The sequence below is a fragment of the Bacillus sp. SORGH_AS_0510 genome (genome assembly GCF_030818775.1).
In the GTDB taxonomy this organism is placed as follows: Bacteria; Bacillota; Bacilli; order Bacillales; family Cytobacillaceae; genus Neobacillus.
The window spans coordinates 803940-822500 of record NZ_JAUTAU010000001.1 but is presented as its reverse complement, the minus strand read 5'-3'; the positions used below and the strand labels follow the sequence as shown (position 1 = coordinate 822500).

Here is an 18561-nt window from a genome sequence, read left to right as displayed (position 1 = left end):
CGCAGTCTGACTCCCACGGATAAGTCTTTGGCATTCGGAGTTTGTCTGAATTCGGTAACCCGATGAGGGCCCCTAGTCCAAACAGTGCTCTACCTCCAAGACTCTAACAACGTGAGGCTAGCCCTAAAGCTATTTCGGAGAGAACCAGCTATCTCCAAGTTCGATTGGAATTTCTCCGCTACCCACACCTCATCCCCGCACTTTTCAACGTGCGTGGGTTCGGGCCTCCATCCAGTGTTACCTGGACTTCACCCTGGACATGGGTAGATCACCTGGTTTCGGGTCTACGACCACATACTCATTCGCCCTATTCAGACTCGCTTTCGCTGCGGCTCCGTCTCTTCAACTTAACCTTGCATGGGATCGTAACTCGCCGGTTCATTCTACAAAAGGCACGCTATCACCCATTAACGGGCTCTAACTACTTGTAGGCACACGGTTTCAGGAACTATTTCACTCCCCTTCCGGGGTGCTTTTCACCTTTCCCTCACGGTACTGGTTCACTATCGGTCACTAGGGAGTATTTAGCCTTGGGAGATGGTCCTCCCTGCTTCCGACCGGATTTCACGTGTCCGGCCGTACTCAGGATCCACTCAGGAGGGAACGAAGTTTCGACTACAGGGTTTTTACCTTCTCTGACGGGCCTTTCCAGGCCGCTTCATCTACCCCGTTCCTTTGTAACTCCATGTAGAGTGTCCTACAACCCCAAGAGGCAAGCCTCTTGGTTTGGGCTATGTCCCGTTTCGCTCGCCGCTACTCAGGGAATCGCGTTTGCTTTCTCTTCCTCCGGGTACTTAGATGTTTCAGTTCCCCGGGTATGCCTTCAATACCCTATGTATTCAGGTAAAGATACTGTTCCATTACGAACAGTGGGTTTCCCCATTCGGAAATCTCTGGATCAAAGCTTACTTACAGCTCCCCAAAGCATATCGGTGTTAGTCCCGTCCTTCATCGGCTCCTAGTGCCAAGGCATTCACCGTGCGCCCTTTCTAACTTAACCTAAAAGGTTTATTACTCTATATATAATAGAGAGAAAACTAAAATGGCGATTACTCGATGTTTCTTGACTTTCTTCTTTACGATTATCTAGTTTTCAAAGAACGAAGTTCTGAGAGAAATTGCACTCTCAAAACTAAACAAACAGAAAACAATCAAACAAACATGTTTTGTCTGGCTCATAGGTCCAGCTTATATCCTTAGAAAGGAGGTGATCCAGCCGCACCTTCCGATACGGCTACCTTGTTACGACTTCACCCCAATCATCTGTCCCACCTTAGGCGGCTGGCTCCTTACGGTTACCCCACCGACTTCGGGTGTTACAAACTCTCGTGGTGTGACGGGCGGTGTGTACAAGGCCCGGGAACGTATTCACCGCGGCATGCTGATCCGCGATTACTAGCGATTCCGGCTTCATGTAGGCGAGTTGCAGCCTACAATCCGAACTGAGAATGGTTTTATGGGATTGGCTAAACCTCGCGGTCTTGCAGCCCTTTGTACCATCCATTGTAGCACGTGTGTAGCCCAGGTCATAAGGGGCATGATGATTTGACGTCATCCCCACCTTCCTCCGGTTTGTCACCGGCAGTCACCTTAGAGTGCCCAACTGAATGCTGGCAACTAAGATCAAGGGTTGCGCTCGTTGCGGGACTTAACCCAACATCTCACGACACGAGCTGACGACAACCATGCACCACCTGTCACTCTGTCCCCCGAAGGGGAAAGTCCTATCTCTAGGAGTGTCAGAGGATGTCAAGACCTGGTAAGGTTCTTCGCGTTGCTTCGAATTAAACCACATGCTCCACCGCTTGTGCGGGCCCCCGTCAATTCCTTTGAGTTTCAGCCTTGCGGCCGTACTCCCCAGGCGGAGTGCTTAATGCGTTAGCTGCAGCACTAAGGGGCGGAAACCCCCTAACACTTAGCACTCATCGTTTACGGCGTGGACTACCAGGGTATCTAATCCTGTTTGCTCCCCACGCTTTCGCGCCTCAGCGTCAGTTACAGACCAGAAAGCCGCCTTCGCCACTGGTGTTCCTCCACATCTCTACGCATTTCACCGCTACACGTGGAATTCCGCTTTCCTCTTCTGCACTCAAGTCCCCCAGTTTCCAATGACCCTCCACGGTTGAGCCGTGGGCTTTCACATCAGACTTAAAGGACCGCCTGCGCGCGCTTTACGCCCAATAATTCCGGACAACGCTTGCCACCTACGTATTACCGCGGCTGCTGGCACGTAGTTAGCCGTGGCTTTCTGGTTAGGTACCGTCAAGGTACCGGCAGTTACTCCGGTACTTGTTCTTCCCTAACAACAGAGCTTTACGACCCGAAGGCCTTCATCGCTCACGCGGCGTTGCTCCATCAGACTTTCGTCCATTGTGGAAGATTCCCTACTGCTGCCTCCCGTAGGAGTCTGGGCCGTGTCTCAGTCCCAGTGTGGCCGATCACCCTCTCAGGTCGGCTACGCATCGTCGCCTTGGTGAGCCGTTACCTCACCAACTAGCTAATGCGCCGCGGGCCCATCTGTAAGTGTCAGCCGAAACCGACTTTCAGCTTTTCCACATGTGAGGAAAAGGATTATCCGGTATTAGCTCCGGTTTCCCGAAGTTATCCCAGTCTTACAGGCAGGTTGCCCACGTGTTACTCACCCGTCCGCCGCTAACCACCGAAGTGGTTCGCTCGACTTGCATGTATTAGGCACGCCGCCAGCGTTCGTCCTGAGCCAGGATCAAACTCTCCAAGAAAGTTGATTAGCTCATTTTGTTACGTTGGCTAACTTCAATTATGAAGTTAAATGTTATTGTTTGTTGACGTTTTGTTTGTTTAGTTTTCAAAGAACAATTCCAGTAATTCCAGCGTCGCTCAGAAGCGACTTCGTTATCTTATCAAGTTATCAACTCGAAGTCAACAACTTTTTTAAGATACTTTTTTCAGCGTCGCTGACTAGCAGCAACAGAAATTAATATTATACTATAATAATAATTTCGTCAACCCTGATTTTTATTTTTTTCGAAACAACCAAAATAATTAGTGTTGTCCGCATCAGGAATTACTATATTACTATCACCCATCCCTTATGTCAATAGCTTTTCAATTTTTCTCGGTTAAGCAAAGAATTGGCCTAAAAGAAATCATATAAACCATTAACAAAAAAATCATATTCCTTAGGAGTAATGATTTTGCCCCCATATCCTTCAAAGAAGATTTGTTGATCTACTTCATTCTCGAATGCACGAGGTTTAGGTCGAATAGCTAATGAAACATCATATCTTGGATCTCCATATGCACCGCCTCCCCAATCGATTACACCAGTAATGATTCCGTTATTCACTAAAACATTATCAATAGTATAGTCACCGTGGATGAGCGTCTGCTCGAATTTAGCAGGACGATTCATTTTTATTCTTTCTAATAACTTTTCCGTTCCATCCGCCCTCCCATATTTTAAATTAAATTCCGCCTGTTCTAGCATTTGATCCAACCACGGTTGTTCGTGTTTAAATTCTTTCGGCCACGGAGTTAAATGAATATGGGAAAGGGTCTTTCCAAAGTTAAAGATCATTTCCCTCCTTTTCTCCTCATTCTTCTCGTTGAATAAAGCCGTTCTTAACGTTTCCCCCTCCAAAAAATCTAATAGAGCCCATGATTGACACTTATTCTTATCCACAAGATATCTCCTCACTACCGGAAGTGGCAATGCGGTTTCCCTACTCAAAAGATTGATCACCGCGACTTCTTGATCTAGCCACAAACCAAAAAACTCTCCCTTCGTCCTTTTTAAGGCGTAAATCCCATTCGCTGTTTCAATAATTCCTACATTAGAGGTATAGCCTTGTCGTGGAAATCTTATCGAATAGATATGTCCCACATATTCTTTTATTTCAGTAGGGATTTCATTCATATGTATAGGTTCCAATTTGTTCACTCCAAAAATTGTATAAGATTTTACTATTAATTTCTGATGTCATTAGATAATCCCTTCTTTTTGATTAAAAAAATGTCTGCTCCACTCGAACAGACATTTTCCCTTTCCTATATTTAAATTAATTCAAGCTGCCAATCCAACTATCAACCGTTTGCACATCTGCTTGGCGTGGAAACACTTTTTCCATCAGCACGCTGTGAACTTCAGGGTCTGCATCTAGACAGGCATCAGATAGCACCGTAAGGGAATAATCTTTATCTGCCGCTTCCCTTACCGTTGATAAAACGACTCCACTAGTGGAGATACCGCTAATAACAAGGGTATCGATTTGTTGTGCACGAAGGATGACTTCAAGATTGCTGCCTGCAAATGCACTAATACGGTATTTTGTAATAATTGGTTCCTCCGGTCTAGGCTGAACCGATTCGTGGATTTGTGTGGATGAATCATTGAGAGTCATTCCGCCAGATTTAGAAATAGCAGAGAATATTTTGTTGGCTGGACTGACCTCTGGATACCCTTCACTGAACCCCACTCGAACAAAAATAACAGGCATTTGGTTTTGACGCGCAGCTTCTACAGCTTTTTGAAACGGCTGAAGGACTTCTTTATTTTCGGCGAAGCGTGATACAATTCCGTTTTGAAGGTCCATTACTAACAATGCCGCTTTTCCATTTTGTTTTTCCATATGCTAAAATCTCCTATTCATTAAGTTTTACACAAACTAAATCTATACCAATAAATAGATTTATGTATTTATTAAGTACCTGTTTATATGATATTATTTTAAAAAAAAGAAGAGGTTATCATATGAATACTACCATATCACAGACAGGAACAACTTCGAAAACAAGAACCATTGTCATCAATGCCCTTTTCATCGCGTTAACCCTGGTAGCCACGATGTTTATTAACATTCGGCTCCCATTAATGGGGAACGGAGGTCTCATCCATTTGGGGAATGTGCCTCTGTTTATCGCAGCCTTGGTTTACGGCAAGAGAACAGGATTCATCGCAGGCGCCTTCGGAATGGGATTGTTTGATGTCATCTCCGGTTGGGCCATCTGGTCACCTTTTACCTTTGTCATCGTAGGAACAATGGGCTTCTTAGTTGGCTTGATTTCTGAAAAGATGCCTGGCAATCGAGTTCTTGTCAACACACTAGCCATCGCAACAGCCCTAATCATCAAAGTGGTTGGCTACTATTTTGCGGAAGTAATCCTTTACGGCAACTGGGTCCAGCCGTTCGGCTCCGTCCCTGGTAACATCATGCAGGTAGCAATAGCGGGTATCATCGTCGTTCCTCTAGTAGGGCGCTTGAAAAAAAGAGCAAATTAGTAAGAAAAGCGCAAGCGCCTTGGTCAGCCCAGACAGGCAAATGTTCTTCGGCAAGAAAAGTCGCTCTTTGACTTTACTTGCCGAAAGTTATTTGACCCGAGGGGCTAGGCGCTGGAGCTGGTCAATTATCAAAGTCGAATCTATCGATTATTAAACGAAGAGAGGGTCACTCCCCTCTTTTTTTTGCGGCTTAAAATTTAGCTGTTTTGGATTAGCATGCATGAAGTTTGTCGAAAGAACCACTAGGCGTTCCCCGAAAATACTTCATAATAAGTGAAATTTCTTGGGAAATGACTTTTTTCGAAGTCATTTTGTCGAAGTTTTGTTCTATAAAAGGAGGCAATAATTAAAAGATTTTGTGGGATTTCATTAAATTGTGGTATGCCTAGTTTGCAAATTTCGGCGACTGAGGTAAATCATGATGATGAAAAAAGTAGTAAGCGATTCCTTAGAGTTGTAAATGACTTTTAAGTTTAGCTAATTCTCTTTCATTTTTCACAGCCTTCTCCCATATATGATCCTGGTTGGCTCGTATATCAATAAGTATACGATTAGTTGCTACCTGTTCTTTTTTAACTTCTTCCATATCATTTTTAACTGTTTGTATTTCATGCTTCATCTCTTTAATCTCTACCTTCATATCCTTAATGTCTACCTTCATCTCTCGCATTTCTTCTTTCATCACTTGAAACTCATTGCTTAAGGTACCTACAATTTTAATGAGGTTTGTAAGCATGTTTTCCATGCGATCAAGTTGCTTCAGCTCCATTCGTTACACCTCCTTTTTTTATGATTATACTACCCCCACCCACCAATATCCATCATATCTCGACTTTCTCCACAACGAACAATGGGGATTTTTATAAGGTCAAAAAAGCGCCAGCCCATTTAAGGCTGACGCTCTCCTATTATGGAACAACATTCCCTAGCGAGAACTTTGCTTTCTATCCAAATAAGACATATAAATCGTAAGTACCCCTGATAAAACCGCTCCTCCTGCAGCAATCAGGATTCGCCATACTAAGGGTACTTCCGAATGGAATTTCCCTAGCATCCATGTTGCTATGATGGCAACCAGAATCATGGTAGGAACGGCAATTTTCCATTGATTCATGAACACACCTCCTCCGTTCCATTTGTACGTGGCCAACGGGAACAACTTTTATATAAACCTCATTATACTAGAACTAAAAAGAATCCCAATCAGAAACTCACTGTATGGTCATTTTAACTTGTAAATAGCCAAGTGGGAAGATTTCTTGTCAAACTAAGTGATTTTTATCCAATATAAAAAGACCATCATTTAGACGGTCTTTAATAAAAATAATGGATACACTTAAACCTTCGGACAATGTTTCTAGTCTTATGACGTACTCTGTCAGAACTCCACCCGTCTTCTGACAATCTTTCTCCTTTTTCCGCCTACTCTGTCAGAACTTCGCTTACCTTCTGACAATGTTTATCTTTTTACGACCTACTCTGTCAGAACTTCACTTACCTTCTGACGGTCTTTCTCCTTTTCACACCTACTCTGTCAGAACTTCCCCTGCCTTCTGACAGTCTTTCTCCTTTTCACACCTACTCTGTCAGAACTTCTCCTGTCTTCTGACAATCTTTCTCCTTTTAACGCTTACTCTGTCAGAACTTCGCCTGCCTTCTGACAAACTTTCTCCTTTTCACGCCTACTCTGTCAGAACTTCTCCTGCCTTCTGACAATCTTTCTCCTTTTAGCGCCTACTCTGTCAGAACTTCGCCTGCCTTCTGACAATCTTTCTCCTTTTAACGCTTACTCTGTCAGAACTTCTCCTGTCTTCTGACAGTCTTTCTCCTTTTCACACCGACTCTGTCAGAACTTCTCCTGTCTTCTGACAGTCTTTCTCTTTTTTACACCTACTCTGTCAGAACTTCGCCTGTCTTCTGACAATCTTTCTCCTTTTCACACCTACTCTGTCAGAACTTCACTTACCTTCTGACAATCTTTCTCCTTTTCACGCCTATTCTGTCAGAACTTCTCCTGCCTTCTGACAGTCTTTCTCCTTTTCACGCCTACTCTGTCAGAACTTCTCCTGTCTTCTGACAGTCTTTCTCTTTTTTACACCTACTCTGTCAGAACTTCGCCTGCCTTCTGACAGTCTTTCTCCTTTTAACGCTTACTCTGTCAGAACTTCCCCTGTCTTCTGACAATCTTTCTCCTTTTCACGCCTACTCTGTCAGAACTCCACCCGTCTTCTGACAATCTTTCTCCTTTTTACACCTACTCTGTCAGAACTTCGCCTACCTTCTGACAATCTTTCTTCCATTCCACCTACTTTAACTTCTCAACCGTACAGCATAAGGATAAATCGGATCCCTTAATTGAAATTCATACGTTACCCCATCGACAAGTCCAACTACTTTTTCGCTGTCGTATAAATCCAGCATGAATCCAGCCATTTCTTTCGCTGTATGGTATTTCGGCAGAAGTCCTTCGAATTTTACATTTTCCTCTAGGTCATTCGAGACTTTGGCAAATTCCGTCTCTGTTGCGGCAGGAGCTAGTACTTTTGCTTGCAGGCTTGCCCCTTGTTCTTTTAATTCATGAGCAAGACCTTCAGTAAAAGCACTTACATAGAATTTAGTAGCACAATAGGTGATGGCGTTGCCGACAATCGTATATCCTCCACCCGACGAAACGTTTATCAATTGCGTACCTTCAACGGTAGCATAATCACGTACAAAAAGAGACGTTAATATCGTTAATGCTTCAATATTTAAATGAAGCATTGTCTCGATTTTAGTTAAATTTTGCTCACCAACGGAGGCGAAATTGCCAAACCCTGCGTTATTAATCCAGGTTTCAATTTCGTATTCCTTTAATCCTTCATATAAGGTATGGGCATTTTTCGCAAGAGATAAATCCACTGTTTTAATAACGACATCTAATTCAGCATTAATTTTCGCGATTTCCAACTTTAGTTTCTCAAGTTCCTCTGTTCTACGAGCCACAATCACTAAATTTTTTCCACGAGCCGCAAAAGCAAGAGCTGTCTCATAACCAATCCCAGAACTTGCACCTGTTATCACTGTATATTTCTTCATTTCAAATTCCTCCTCCTACTAGATAAAAATAAATGGTTTAATTGATTCGGATTTATTATATTGGTTAGAGTAAACTCTAAGGCAAACCTTTTTTACACCAAATAGCATTGGTTAATGATGGAGGTATTTATGTATACAATTGGAGAAGTGGCACAATTACTAGGCGTCAGTGCCCATACATTACGTTACTATGAAAAAGAGAACATCATTCTGCCAGATCGGAATGAATATGGAGAAAGAAAATATTCTGAATCCCATCTACAATGGCTAAAATTTGTATTAAAATTAAAAGAAACACAAATGCCTATTTCAAAAATTAAAGAATATGCCCACTTGTACACAGAAGGGGAACATACAGCATTTAACCGATTAAACCTATTAGAAGAACATAAACGTTCAATCGAAAATCAGCTAAAGGTACTCGAAGAAACAAATAAAATGTTGGAACATAAAATTACGTCCTATAAAGCAATGATTCTGAATTCAAAGGTTCGCGGGTGATGAGATGAAAATTTCAATAGAAGAAATAAACAAGGATCTGGCAGAAGAAATCCTTATTAGGTGCCATGAGGTCGATGACGAAGTATATGATATCGTAAGCAAGCTGAAATCCGAAGACCTCATTTTACTCGGCTATCAAAATGATAAGGTTCACCGTATGAAGCTGAGTGACATCTATTATTTCGAAGCCGTGGACGGAAAGGTTTTTAGCTACTGCAAGGACAATGTGTTTGAGGTCAAACAAAAGCTTTATGAACTAGAGGAACTAGGCAACGGAAGGAACTGCTTTCGTGCATCGAAATCGACGATTCTGAACATCACTAAAATCTCTTCTATCCATCCGTCCATAAGTGGCCGACTCGAAGCGGTCCTTGATAACGGGGAGCGCGCGGTTGTATCAAGGCAATATGTGCCTGTCCTTAAAAAGATGCTTGGATTATAACAGGAGGGATACATATGAAGCTGTCCGAATTTGTAAAAAAGATCATCAAGGATTTCCTACTCATCTTCGCACTCATTATTATTATCATTACTATTTTGCGACAAGTGTATTACCCTACTGAAGCCTTTGATTTGCAGTCGATTTATATCATTATGGCCTTTGCCTTTTTAAGTGCATTAATAGGATTTATTTTGTATTCTCCTACTGACGTAGGCGAAAAAAATATGCGTATTAGATTGATCCTTCATTTTTGCACGTTGGAGATTCTTTTGATTGCTCTTAGCAGTGTTTTGGGGATTGTGGAAAGTCCATCAGATGGAATCATTTTGGCTGTGCAAATAGCCGTCATCTATTTCATCGTTCGTTTCCTGTCATGGAAAAAGGATCAAAAGGAAGCCGAACAAATTAACGAAAAACTAAACGCATGGAAGAAAGACGTTCCTCAATAATCACATCTGCAATACATAATTAGGTGGTAAGCAAGAATGCTTACCGCCTTTTTGCATCTTATTGCCCCGTGGATACAACTTACTGTTTTTCTATATACTTCCTTTCATGATTTTTTTATGATGAGTTCATCAAGAATCATTTGAAAGAAAAGGGGTAACCAACATGGGAACTTTATTTTTATTAATTGCATTGGTGTTTGAAATTTCATTTGCCGTCTACTCAATCGTAACGAAACAAAACCATAAAAAACTTAAGAATAGAATAAGGGTCGGACTATTTGTCGCCTTCGTCCTTCTCACACTTACATCCGTGATTGTGTGGAGCTTACGCTGGGTCTTACCCGCTATTCTACTTTTTCTTTTAGCCATAAAGGGAACGATTTCTCTGGTCAGAAAAAATACAACTCCAAAAACATACAAAACTTCTAAAGTCGTCTGGAAAACCATTTTTATGGTCGTCACAACAGTCATTGCCTTTGTACCTGCCATTGTTTTTCCGCAGCATCCATCACCAAAAGTGACAGGCAAGTATAGTGTGGCGACCGCTACTTACACATACGTGGATAAAAATCGAATAGAGGAATTTACCGATAAGGGTGACAACCGATTTGTAAATGTGGAATTTTGGTATCCTAAAAATACTGATGGGAAGTACCCTCTAGTGGTGTTCTCACATGGCGCCACTGGGATTAAAGCAAGTAATTCTTCTACCTATACGGAGCTTGCCAGCCACGGTTATGTAGTGGTTTCGATCGACCATCCATACCACTCCTTTTATACGAAGTCAGATGATGGAACAGTGGCGACAATTAATTCGGACTATAACCGTGAAATCACCAATCTCAACATGGATGGTGTATATACCAATGAACAACTCAATGAGCTTATTAAAAAATGGATGAAGCTGCGAACAGACGATATGAACTTTGTTATTGATACCATCCTTGAAAAAGCAAAAAGTGATGCGAACCCCGTTTACCAACGTATTAATACAGACAAAATTGGTGTGTTCGGACACTCCATGGGCGGTGCCGCAAGTGTGTGGCTAGGCAGAGAACGGGATGATGTAGATGCAGTCGTTAATATTGATGCTCCCTTCTTTAGTGAGCTGGAATATAAAAAAGAAAACGATAGTTTTGTAGCAAGCAGCGAAGCCTACACCACCCCGATTTTTAACCTATATTCGGACGATGTGTGGGGGCAGCTTGATAGTACGCCGATTTATGTAGCGAACCAACTCAACAATAAACAATTTAAAGATGCCTATTCGACTCATTTCAAAGGGGCAAAGCATTTAAGCTTGACCGATTTACCACTGTTCTCACCTATACTCGCTAATATGCTGCAAGGCGGAAAAGCTGACATCGATCCGTATTACTGTATTGAAACCGAAAATGATCTGATTCGTCAGTTTTTCGACTATGAATTAAAGAGCGTTGGTCATTTTACTCCAAAAGCGGCCTATTGATTGCCTTCATTTACAAGGAAGATGGCGGTAACGAATGAGGAATGATCCGCATATACTCATTGTGGGTGGGTGATAGTTATGGATCAATATCTTGAGCAGGATTTTAAAATCAACCTTCTGAAAATTGGTATGATAACCAATGCGGGTGTTTTGCAGATTGGTGTGGGAGCTGGCAAGAGGAAATCTGGTACTAAAGCGGGTTATACAACAATTGGAGAGAAACCAGTTTCTATTTCAGCCCCTGCCGTGCCATTGCAAGCAGCAGTACGGGATGTTACAAAAAAAGAGATGGCTTAGTTCTTTGGAACCGGGCCATTTCTTTTTTTTATGTGATTCTTACACAAACAACACCGATAGTTTAATATAATTCTTCACAGACTTTTTGCGTTACAACGCATTAGGAGCATTAATCTGTTCATCAAAATTTATTTCTAAAAGTTGGCCAGCTTGAACCAAGCCTGCTCCAAAACCATACATAAGAACTTTGTCTCCATACTTAACTTTTCCCTCACGGATTCCAAGGTCAAGTGCCAAAGGAATTGTAGCAGCAGAAGTATTTCCAAAGTTGACCATACTGTAAAGGGTTTTTTCCATAGGGTATTCTAACTTTTCACAGATTGGCTCTATGATCCGTAAATTGGCACTATGAGGTACAAACCAATCAACCTTGTCTAAACTCAATTGCGTTTTATTCAAAATTTGTCTAACACCAGTAGGAACACTCCTTACAGCCCACCGAAAAACTTCCCTACCATTTTGTACAAGGCATTTCGTATCGATTAACTCAATCTCATTAACCTTGTTTGAAAGTCCAGTTTGATACACATTCTGTGCTCCACTTCCATCACTTCCCAAATGGAATCCAATGAAACCTTCTGATTGTTCATCCCTTTCAACCATTACAGCCCCTGCTCCATCACCAAATAAAACACATGTGCTTCGATCGGTATAATCAGTTATTTTTGAGATCGTATCGGCACCTATTACCAGAATCTTCTTGTGAAGTCCAGAGGCAATATACGTGTTTGCTGTATGCAGACCATATACAAATCCTGCACACGCCGCACTTAAATCAATGGCGCCTGTTTGTTTGATATTTAATCGTTCTTGTATGATGCTTGCGACAGATGGAAATGGAAAATCAGGAGTGCTTGTTGCCACGATGATCATATCTACATCATCGACTTTTTTATTATATCTGTGCATTAAATCCTCTACTGCAGCTACACATAAATCGCTGGTAAATTCATCGGGGCGACTAATTCTGCGTTCACGAATTCCTGTTCTTTGAATAATCCAATCATTAGTTGTTTCAACCATTTGTTCAAGATCGAAATTTGTTAGTTTTTTTTCGGGCACATATGTACCAATAGCAGTTATTCTCGAACCTATCATAGAATTCACCCCACATTTTATTATATCCTGGTATTAGTACCTGGTAATAATTATAGCGATTTATATTATTAAAAATCAACTTCTTTTCATAATAAAAAGGTTACTCCTTATTGAAGTAACCTTCTCATTCGTTTAAGTACATAACTTTAACAAAACCTACTTTTATATTGAAGACTCTAGATTTTCACGAAGGCAGATTCAGTTGCCATGAGACTCCAAAACGATCATTTAGCCAACCGAACCTCTGACTAAAACCATAATTTCCAATCGGCATAAGTGCTTGCCCACCCTCGAGAAGTTTCTCATAAAGATGGTTAATTTCTTCTTCCGTATCACAAGTAACAAAAATGGAGAATGAAGGAGTAAATGAAAACTGATGCTTCACATGACTGTCAATGCACATAAATTCCTGCCCTTTTAAGGAAAAAGTAGCCTGCATAACAGTTCCTTCGTCTCCAGCTGCATTGGCTCCATAGCGAACAATACTCGTAATTTCCGAATCGTCAATGATTGATAGGTAATAATTCATCGCTTCTTCTGCTTGACCATCTTGAAACATTAAGAATGGCGTAACTTTTCCCATAAAAAATCATCTCCTTTAGTAAAAACCACAGGGACGGTTCTCGTGGCTTTTCAAAAATACTTAATAAAAATACCGAAATGGTTCATTCGTGGACACATAAAAAGGACCAGCTGAACCGTCCCCTTGGTCCCTTATTTCTCCCAAAGCTCAACCAGTCTGCCTTCAGGGTCTTTAATCCAAATAAACTGACCAAATTCACTGGTCTCTTTTTCCTTTTCAAGAGGTACACCAATTTGTTCAAGATGCTTAATAACCTCGTCTAGATTATACACTTGGAAATTTAACATCACTTGCTGTTCTGTTGGGAAGTATTGGTCATCTTCCGTAAAGAAAGAAAAGATCGTTTCATTTCCTAAATCGGGTTTAATAATAGTCATATTCCAATTATTTATTTCAACCTTCAACACTTCACTGTACCATTTCTTTACCGCTTCCAGATTTTTTGTCCTCCAGAATATTCCACCGAATCCTTTTATCACTATAAGCAACTCCCTTACTTCTTTAAGACATCATTTTCCCAATAAAATTAGATATTCAAGAAATATGAACAAATTCCTGCTTTAATCAACCTTCACCCTTCAAAAAAAACTGACCGTCACTGCGGTCATTGAGTTAGCTAATCTATCTGTATTATTTTCATTATAGCTATTAACTATTTTAAGTAATTCGTTTGAGTTTTCGGCCTTTGTTTTACCTCTACCAATGATATATTTCATCTGTCTGTTATTATTGAGTTTCTTCGTCGCTTTTGTACTCCAAAATATCACCTGGCTGACAATCCAAAGTCTTACATATCGCTTCTAATGTTGAAAAACGAACCGCTTTTGCTTTCCCATTTTTCAGAATAGAAAGATTTGCCATGGTAATTCCAACCCTCTCCGAAAGTTCCGTTACGCTCATTTTTCGTTTTGCTAACATCACATCAATATTAATAATAATTCCCATATCCCCCACCTCAGACCGTCAAATCATTTTCTGATTTTATATTAATTGCTTCTTGCAAAATCCTTTGGAGAACAGCAGCAAAAACTGCGATAACCACCGAAGCAAAAGGAATGAGCATTCCAACAAATATGAGTCCTGGGGCATCGTCTTTATCTGCCACGAGATAATAGATCGGCAAACCTAAGACATGCAAACTACAGATGGAAATGGCGCAGTATTTGATTCTCATTAAAGTTCGAACAGATAACTCAGAGAAAGCAATGTTCTTGTCAATATAACTTAACAGTTTAAAAGCTTGATAAAGGGCGAAGTAAAAAGGTATTGCCCCTCCGTATAAAAGGATGAAAATGATATATTTTATGGAATGACCCCCTAAGTAATCCGCTACCGCATCTGCCAGTTCAGGAACCAGAAATATGCACAAAGCGAGAACTAGAATTCCAATGAGAATAACTGCTATCTTCAAAAATAATGTGGTTGCTATCTTCATAAAAAACACCTCTCGTATATTTCAATATGTTAATTGTTTTTTGGCTGTGAATCCAATACATTCTTAATAGGTTTTTGAAGTACGTCCACAATGGCTGCGATAATACTTGTTACTAAAATCCCTATTAGACCTATTGCTACCGGACCTGCTGCATCATCACCTGTGAATTGAGCATGCACCCTTATATAAACTATTGCTAACAAAATGAAGAAAATGACAGTGAAAGTGCATTTTTTTATTACCTCCAAAGATTGAAGAGATAACTCAGAGAAAGCATCTTTCTTTTCGATATTGGTTAAAAGTTTAAATAATTGATGCAATGCCACAGAAAACGTAATACATATTCCATAGGCACATACCAAAAGTGGATATAGCGAATAATCCCCCGGACGCTCTATCGCATCTCTTCTGCCTGCTTCAGGCAACAAAACTATACACACGGCAAGCACTGCAATTCCAAACAGAAAAATTATGACCTTTAAGAAAGTGCTAGAACCTCTTTTTACATTCATTTAAAACACCTCACTTATTAAATGATAATACGACATTAACATATTATTTATCGTTTTACAATAAATTAATATTGTTTTATATTATATTATTATTGATTCTTATTAAAATACCCGTTAAATTTTAAACAAAATAAAAAGCATTTCTCATTTATAAAGCACAATTCCTTCGTACTGGAATTGTGCTTTTTCTTTGCCAAGCAATTTATGTTATTCCTTTATAACTGCTTTCATCGGATAAAACTCCGTTGTCATCAGTCCTGCAATAACAGCGGGATCTTCTGCGATAAGTTTTGGGACTTGTTCTTCATTCTCGACTTCAATAATTGCCAGTCCATGTGGCTCTGCAGGATTTAGAACAGGGCCGAAAACCAAGGCAATCCCCTGATTCTGTTTGTCCGTCCAATAGTTGATGTGTTCTAGCATGATTTTCCTTTCTTCATCGGTCATGTCCTGATGAAAGGATACTCTAGGGGGAGTAGACTTTAACATGAAATGTATTTTTCCATGATTAGTACTTGAGCTGTTGTTCGCCATTGCAAATCTCTCCTTCCGTTGACTTGGAACCATCGGGACGGTTCTCCCGGTTTTTTTAGAGATTTTGAAAAAGAAAACCATCAGAACCGTCCCCACGGTTCATACAAAAATCGTTTTAACACATAATAATTACAGGGTGATTATTGTATGAAAGTACTGAAAATAATTGGGCTTGGAATTAGTTTCTCACTATGGGCAGCCATAACAGGTTTTGTTTTTATCAATGTATTTATACCTTTTATATTTAAGCTACTAAAGTGACTCGTAGGAACGTATCTTTAACTCTATCTCCTGTTAGTTCCCGTTAACCTTCCGTGCAAATGGGGTATAAAGAAAAGTAAAGGGATAGCCATTGCATGTTAAATATAGGAAGGTGGACTTTATGCAAAATTTCATTATTGGATTTATTCGAGGAATTGCACCAACTATACCTTTATGGGCAGGCTTCTTTATGTATTTTGTTTCCAATGCGAGAGAGAGTGATTAAATCATTAGACGCCCCAAACCAAAATAAATTGAAATTCAAAGGGAGGACAGGTTGGTTAAATAAATCTGTCCTTTTGTAATAAGGGTATACCGAATTTAAAGGATGACACCAGAAAAATTTCCTGTCCTCTATCCATCAAAAGATCATCGGGCAACTAGCGTTTTAATCAACCTCGTCAACGCCATTATTCATCCTCAAGTTCAGGATCTTGAGGGCATCCCCATCACTTTTTCACTTTTATTTTCTCAGGTATAGTTGTCCAGTAGTTTGGGTCTTCTAAGCCGAGCCGCCAAATCCCGAGCCCCTGTAAGTTATATTTTTCTACTAGATCTAGCTTAAATCGCAGACTATAGCTATTCTCAAACCAAGCCTCGTGGCTATGGTTTTTTTCATCCACATAACTGAAATGAGGGGTTTGCGAACGGGAGTCCCAGATCACTTTTGCTTTATATTTCTTTTTCTGATCCATTACCATGGCATACGAGCTGTAGAGGGCTTGGCCCGTTGTTGTATCCCAGTCCCATCCGTAGCCAGCGATGCCGAGTAAAATTTTTGATGGCTTCACTCCCTGTTTCAAGGCATAGCGAATCGTTGCTTCTGTCCAATCCACGGATGCGGATGCCCCTGGCTTTGTTCTTGGATTGTGTTCATCGTATGTCATAATCATGAGCCCATCAGAATTTTGACCCAGCTTTTCGTAGTCAAACCACGGGGACCAGGGATTCGCCCGGGAATCACCGCTGTTCGCAGGAACTGATACCGTGACTACTTTTCCATCACGATGCAGTGCATCAGACAATTCCTTTATCATAAGACTAAAGGAATCCCGGTCAGCCAAATGCAAATTTTCCATATCAATATTAATTCCGTCGTAGTTAAATTGCTTGATCTCATTGCGTAGGTTTTGAATGAAAGCCTGGCGGTTTGTATTGTTATCAAGCACCGTGCTCGCTACCTGCTTGCCCTTCTCCACCGTTTCGTAAAAAAGATTATGTACCACCATATATACCTTCATTTGTTTTTCATGAGCACTCTGAATGACCTGTTTCTTATGTTCGGCTGTAACGGAACCGATAAGACTGCCTGGTTCCTTATCATCAAGCTTGTACCAAAAAGGGGCAATGGTGCTCAAACTGGCGAATTGCGAATCAACTGTAGGTTGTGACCCAGGAAACGCTCCTTCCTGTTCTGTATAAAAACCTAACACTTCACGAGGAGTCTTTTCCTTATGAGATTCCTTTTTTCTTTGGGGCTTTTGAGGCTGACTACAGGATGACAGTACTAATGCCATGCTTAAAATAATGAGAGTGAAAACCCGATAACCATTTCGCGCCATACTACACCTTCTTTTACTTTATCTATTCCTTAAGTTGATAAGAAAAGAGGGAACTTATTCACAAATTAACGATAACCTATAAAACATGCATAGGAAAACAGCCTTCTTTTGCCCAATATAAACTTCATTTAATCTATACACTGAATTTACTAGGATTTAATATTCAGATGATATCATGGGCTTATCAACGAATGAGGAGGCAGTATAAATGAATGTGCGTGCGATATTTATTGATATGGATGGTACACTACTAACAGCCTCAAACACTATTTCCACTCGAAATATGGAAGCCCTTTATAGACTCATTCATCAGGGAGTTAAGGTATTTCTAGCTACTGGTCGACATTTTGAAGTAACCGCTCCCTATCATAAAGAAATTGGATTACAGACCCCCATGATCTGTCTAAATGGCGCTGCCATTCATGAAGCTGAGACTGGAAGGGTCCTGCAAATGAAAACGGTTCGACTGGACGAAGAACGGTTCCACCAAGTGACCGCTGAAAATTCTTGTAATGTAATTATTCATACAGCAAATGGGCTATATTGTAAGGAAACAAATGAAGAAATCAATTATTGGACAAATGTCGGGCAGATTCCGCCACAGTATATTGGAGATTTAAGGCAGGCAAATTTTCCAGATGTCCTTAAATATAGTGTTCGAACGGGTGCTCCAAGTCCTGAATTATCCGCTTTGTTTAAAAATGAAGCAGAAGTCATTAATTGGAATGACGGATTTGAGTTGATTGCTCCTAATGTTTCCAAGTGGTCTGCTATAAAAAGCATACTTCGTACCGATCGAATCAGTCCAAACGAAGTCGTTGCTATCGGTGACGGACCAAATGATATCGAGATGCTCCGTCATGCCGGTACGGGTGTTGCCATGGGGAACGCAAGCGAAGAGGTGAAAGCAGTAGCTGATTTTGTTACTGGACACCACGAAAATGATGGATTAGCAGAATTTATCGAACGTTACCTTCTTAAATCATACGAATCAGTGATATAGAGTTTGGAAAACGGGGACAGTCCCCCAGCGCTTTAAAGCGCCGGGGGACTGTCCCCGTTTTTTTCGTTTTTTTCGTTTTTT

General features: G+C 40.8%; 20 protein-coding genes and 2 rRNA genes (1 of these 22 cut by a window edge). 7 read left to right on the top strand and 15 right to left on the bottom strand.

What is annotated here, in order from left to right; all coding sequences use genetic code 11:
* The 4 genes from QE429_RS04345 to QE429_RS04330 all read right to left on the bottom strand — a co-directional run.
* Positions 1-1000 (bottom strand): 23S ribosomal RNA (locus QE429_RS04345); it reaches 1936 nt to the left of the window's first position.
* A gap of 200 nt (positions 1001-1200) precedes the next feature.
* Positions 1201-2738: ribosomal RNA gene (locus tag QE429_RS04340) — 16S ribosomal RNA — on the bottom strand.
* Together the 16S and 23S rRNA genes form the textbook arrangement of a ribosomal RNA operon.
* A gap of 377 nt (positions 2739-3115) precedes the next feature.
* Positions 3116-3919, bottom strand: a complete 804-nt coding sequence (locus QE429_RS04335; RefSeq protein WP_307284489.1) for a phosphotransferase family protein — start codon at positions 3917-3919, stop codon at positions 3116-3118.
* 118 nt (positions 3920-4037) lie between these two features.
* The gene (locus tag QE429_RS04330; RefSeq protein WP_307284487.1) at positions 4038-4607 is read right to left on the bottom strand and encodes a cysteine hydrolase family protein; all 570 of its coding nucleotides are present in this window, start codon (positions 4605-4607) and stop codon (positions 4038-4040) included.
* 122 nt (positions 4608-4729) lie between these two features.
* On the opposite strand from QE429_RS04330, the gene QE429_RS04325 reads away from it, so the two are divergent.
* Positions 4730-5257 carry an ECF transporter S component gene (locus tag QE429_RS04325; RefSeq protein WP_307284485.1) on the top strand — a complete coding sequence of 176 codons (528 nt, stop codon included), beginning with the start codon at positions 4730-4732 and terminating at the stop codon, positions 5255-5257.
* Positions 5258-5705: 448 nt separating this feature from the next.
* Here QE429_RS04325 and QE429_RS04320 read toward each other — a convergent pair whose 3' ends face one another.
* The 3 genes from QE429_RS04320 to QE429_RS04310 all read right to left on the bottom strand — a co-directional run bounded on the left by QE429_RS04320 (position 5706) and on the right by QE429_RS04310 (position 8335).
* Positions 5706-6026 carry a hypothetical protein gene (locus tag QE429_RS04320; RefSeq protein WP_307284483.1) on the bottom strand — a complete coding sequence of 107 codons (321 nt, stop codon included), beginning with the start codon at positions 6024-6026 and terminating at the stop codon, positions 5706-5708.
* A 156-nt stretch (positions 6027-6182) separates the two neighbouring features.
* A complete protein-coding gene (locus QE429_RS04315; RefSeq protein ID WP_307284481.1) occupies positions 6183-6371 on the bottom strand; it encodes a hypothetical protein in 189 nt (62 codons plus the stop codon).
* A 1196-nt stretch (positions 6372-7567) separates the two neighbouring features.
* Positions 7568-8335 carry an SDR family NAD(P)-dependent oxidoreductase gene (locus QE429_RS04310; protein WP_307284479.1) on the bottom strand — a complete coding sequence of 256 codons (768 nt, stop codon included), beginning with the start codon at positions 8333-8335 and terminating at the stop codon, positions 7568-7570.
* Positions 8336-8464: 129 nt separating this feature from the next.
* Here QE429_RS04310 and QE429_RS04305 point away from each other — a divergent pair, with 129 nt between their 5' ends.
* The 5 genes from QE429_RS04305 to QE429_RS04285 all read left to right on the top strand — a co-directional run bounded on the left by QE429_RS04305 (position 8465) and on the right by QE429_RS04285 (position 11492).
* The gene (locus tag QE429_RS04305; RefSeq protein WP_307284477.1) at positions 8465-8836 is read left to right on the top strand and encodes a MerR family transcriptional regulator; all 372 of its coding nucleotides are present in this window, start codon (positions 8465-8467) and stop codon (positions 8834-8836) included.
* A gap of 4 nt (positions 8837-8840) precedes the next feature.
* A complete protein-coding gene (locus QE429_RS04300; RefSeq protein WP_307284475.1) occupies positions 8841-9278 on the top strand; it encodes a LytTR family DNA-binding domain-containing protein in 438 nt (145 codons plus the stop codon).
* A gap of 14 nt (positions 9279-9292) precedes the next feature.
* Positions 9293-9727: a DUF3021 family protein gene (locus QE429_RS04295; RefSeq protein ID WP_307284473.1), complete on the top strand. Its 435-nt coding sequence runs from the start codon at positions 9293-9295 to the stop codon at positions 9725-9727.
* Between the two features lie 163 nt (positions 9728-9890).
* Positions 9891-11195, top strand: a complete 1305-nt coding sequence (locus QE429_RS04290; protein ID WP_307284471.1) for an alpha/beta hydrolase — start codon at positions 9891-9893, stop codon at positions 11193-11195.
* A 78-nt stretch (positions 11196-11273) separates the two neighbouring features.
* On the top strand, positions 11274-11492 hold the full coding sequence (locus QE429_RS04285) for a spore germination protein GerPB (RefSeq protein WP_307284469.1): 219 nt from the start codon (positions 11274-11276) through the stop codon (positions 11490-11492).
* Positions 11493-11582: 90 nt separating this feature from the next.
* On the opposite strand, the gene QE429_RS04280 is transcribed toward QE429_RS04285, so the two are convergent.
* From QE429_RS04280 to QE429_RS04245, 8 genes are all read right to left on the bottom strand, one after another.
* Entirely contained in the window at positions 11583-12590 is a 1008-nt protein-coding gene (locus tag QE429_RS04280) for a ketoacyl-ACP synthase III (RefSeq protein WP_307284467.1), read from the bottom strand.
* 184 nt (positions 12591-12774) lie between these two features.
* Positions 12775-13173 carry a VOC family protein gene (locus QE429_RS04275; RefSeq protein WP_307284465.1) on the bottom strand — a complete coding sequence of 133 codons (399 nt, stop codon included), beginning with the start codon at positions 13171-13173 and terminating at the stop codon, positions 12775-12777.
* Between the two features lie 131 nt (positions 13174-13304).
* On the bottom strand, positions 13305-13652 hold the full coding sequence (locus QE429_RS04270; RefSeq protein ID WP_307284463.1) for a VOC family protein: 348 nt from the start codon (positions 13650-13652) through the stop codon (positions 13305-13307).
* Between the two features lie 247 nt (positions 13653-13899).
* Positions 13900-14118 carry a helix-turn-helix domain-containing protein gene (locus tag QE429_RS04265; RefSeq protein WP_307284461.1) on the bottom strand — a complete coding sequence of 73 codons (219 nt, stop codon included), beginning with the start codon at positions 14116-14118 and terminating at the stop codon, positions 13900-13902.
* A 10-nt stretch (positions 14119-14128) separates the two neighbouring features.
* Entirely contained in the window at positions 14129-14608 is a 480-nt protein-coding gene (locus QE429_RS04260; RefSeq protein WP_307284459.1) for a DUF2975 domain-containing protein, read from the bottom strand.
* A gap of 29 nt (positions 14609-14637) precedes the next feature.
* Positions 14638-15120 carry a DUF2975 domain-containing protein gene (locus tag QE429_RS04255; RefSeq protein ID WP_307284457.1) on the bottom strand — a complete coding sequence of 161 codons (483 nt, stop codon included), beginning with the start codon at positions 15118-15120 and terminating at the stop codon, positions 14638-14640.
* A gap of 207 nt (positions 15121-15327) precedes the next feature.
* Positions 15328-15687: a YciI family protein gene (locus QE429_RS04250; protein WP_307284455.1), complete on the bottom strand. Its 360-nt coding sequence runs from the start codon at positions 15685-15687 to the stop codon at positions 15328-15330.
* A 677-nt stretch (positions 15688-16364) separates the two neighbouring features.
* Complete coding sequence (locus tag QE429_RS04245) at positions 16365-17477, bottom strand: glycosyl hydrolase family 18 protein (RefSeq protein WP_307284453.1); 1113 nt, start codon at positions 17475-17477, stop codon at positions 16365-16367.
* A gap of 208 nt (positions 17478-17685) precedes the next feature.
* Here QE429_RS04245 and QE429_RS04240 point away from each other — a divergent pair, with 208 nt between their 5' ends.
* A complete protein-coding gene (locus tag QE429_RS04240; RefSeq protein WP_307284451.1) occupies positions 17686-18480 on the top strand; it encodes an HAD family hydrolase in 795 nt (264 codons plus the stop codon).
* The last annotated feature ends 81 nt before the right edge of the window (positions 18481-18561 follow it).

Coding starts and splice junctions, on each gene's coding strand:
- QE429_RS04330 (WP_307284487.1), bottom strand. CDS start 4,607: ATGGAAAAACAAAATGGAAAAGCGGCATTGTTAGTAATGGACCTTCAA.
- QE429_RS04325 (WP_307284485.1), top strand. CDS start 4,730: ATGAATACTACCATATCACAGACAGGAACAACTTCGAAAACAAGAACC.
- QE429_RS04320 (WP_307284483.1), bottom strand. CDS start 6,026: ATGGAGCTGAAGCAACTTGATCGCATGGAAAACATGCTTACAAACCTC.
- QE429_RS04315 (WP_307284481.1), bottom strand. CDS start 6,371: ATGAATCAATGGAAAATTGCCGTTCCTACCATGATTCTGGTTGCCATC.
- QE429_RS04310 (WP_307284479.1), bottom strand. CDS start 8,335: ATGAAGAAATATACAGTGATAACAGGTGCAAGTTCTGGGATTGGTTAT.
- QE429_RS04305 (WP_307284477.1), top strand. CDS start 8,465: ATGTATACAATTGGAGAAGTGGCACAATTACTAGGCGTCAGTGCCCAT.
- QE429_RS04300 (WP_307284475.1), top strand. CDS start 8,841: ATGAAAATTTCAATAGAAGAAATAAACAAGGATCTGGCAGAAGAAATC.
- QE429_RS04295 (WP_307284473.1), top strand. CDS start 9,293: ATGAAGCTGTCCGAATTTGTAAAAAAGATCATCAAGGATTTCCTACTC.
- QE429_RS04290 (WP_307284471.1), top strand. CDS start 9,891: ATGGGAACTTTATTTTTATTAATTGCATTGGTGTTTGAAATTTCATTT.
- QE429_RS04285 (WP_307284469.1), top strand. CDS start 11,274: ATGGATCAATATCTTGAGCAGGATTTTAAAATCAACCTTCTGAAAATT.
- QE429_RS04280 (WP_307284467.1), bottom strand. CDS start 12,590: ATGATAGGTTCGAGAATAACTGCTATTGGTACATATGTGCCCGAAAAA.
- QE429_RS04275 (WP_307284465.1), bottom strand. CDS start 13,173: ATGGGAAAAGTTACGCCATTCTTAATGTTTCAAGATGGTCAAGCAGAA.
- QE429_RS04265 (WP_307284461.1), bottom strand. CDS start 14,118: ATGGGAATTATTATTAATATTGATGTGATGTTAGCAAAACGAAAAATG.
- QE429_RS04260 (WP_307284459.1), bottom strand. CDS start 14,608: ATGAAGATAGCAACCACATTATTTTTGAAGATAGCAGTTATTCTCATT.
- QE429_RS04255 (WP_307284457.1), bottom strand. CDS start 15,120: ATGAATGTAAAAAGAGGTTCTAGCACTTTCTTAAAGGTCATAATTTTT.
- QE429_RS04250 (WP_307284455.1), bottom strand. CDS start 15,687: ATGGTTCCAAGTCAACGGAAGGAGAGATTTGCAATGGCGAACAACAGC.
- QE429_RS04245 (WP_307284453.1), bottom strand. CDS start 17,477: ATGGCGCGAAATGGTTATCGGGTTTTCACTCTCATTATTTTAAGCATG.
- QE429_RS04240 (WP_307284451.1), top strand. CDS start 17,686: ATGAATGTGCGTGCGATATTTATTGATATGGATGGTACACTACTAACA.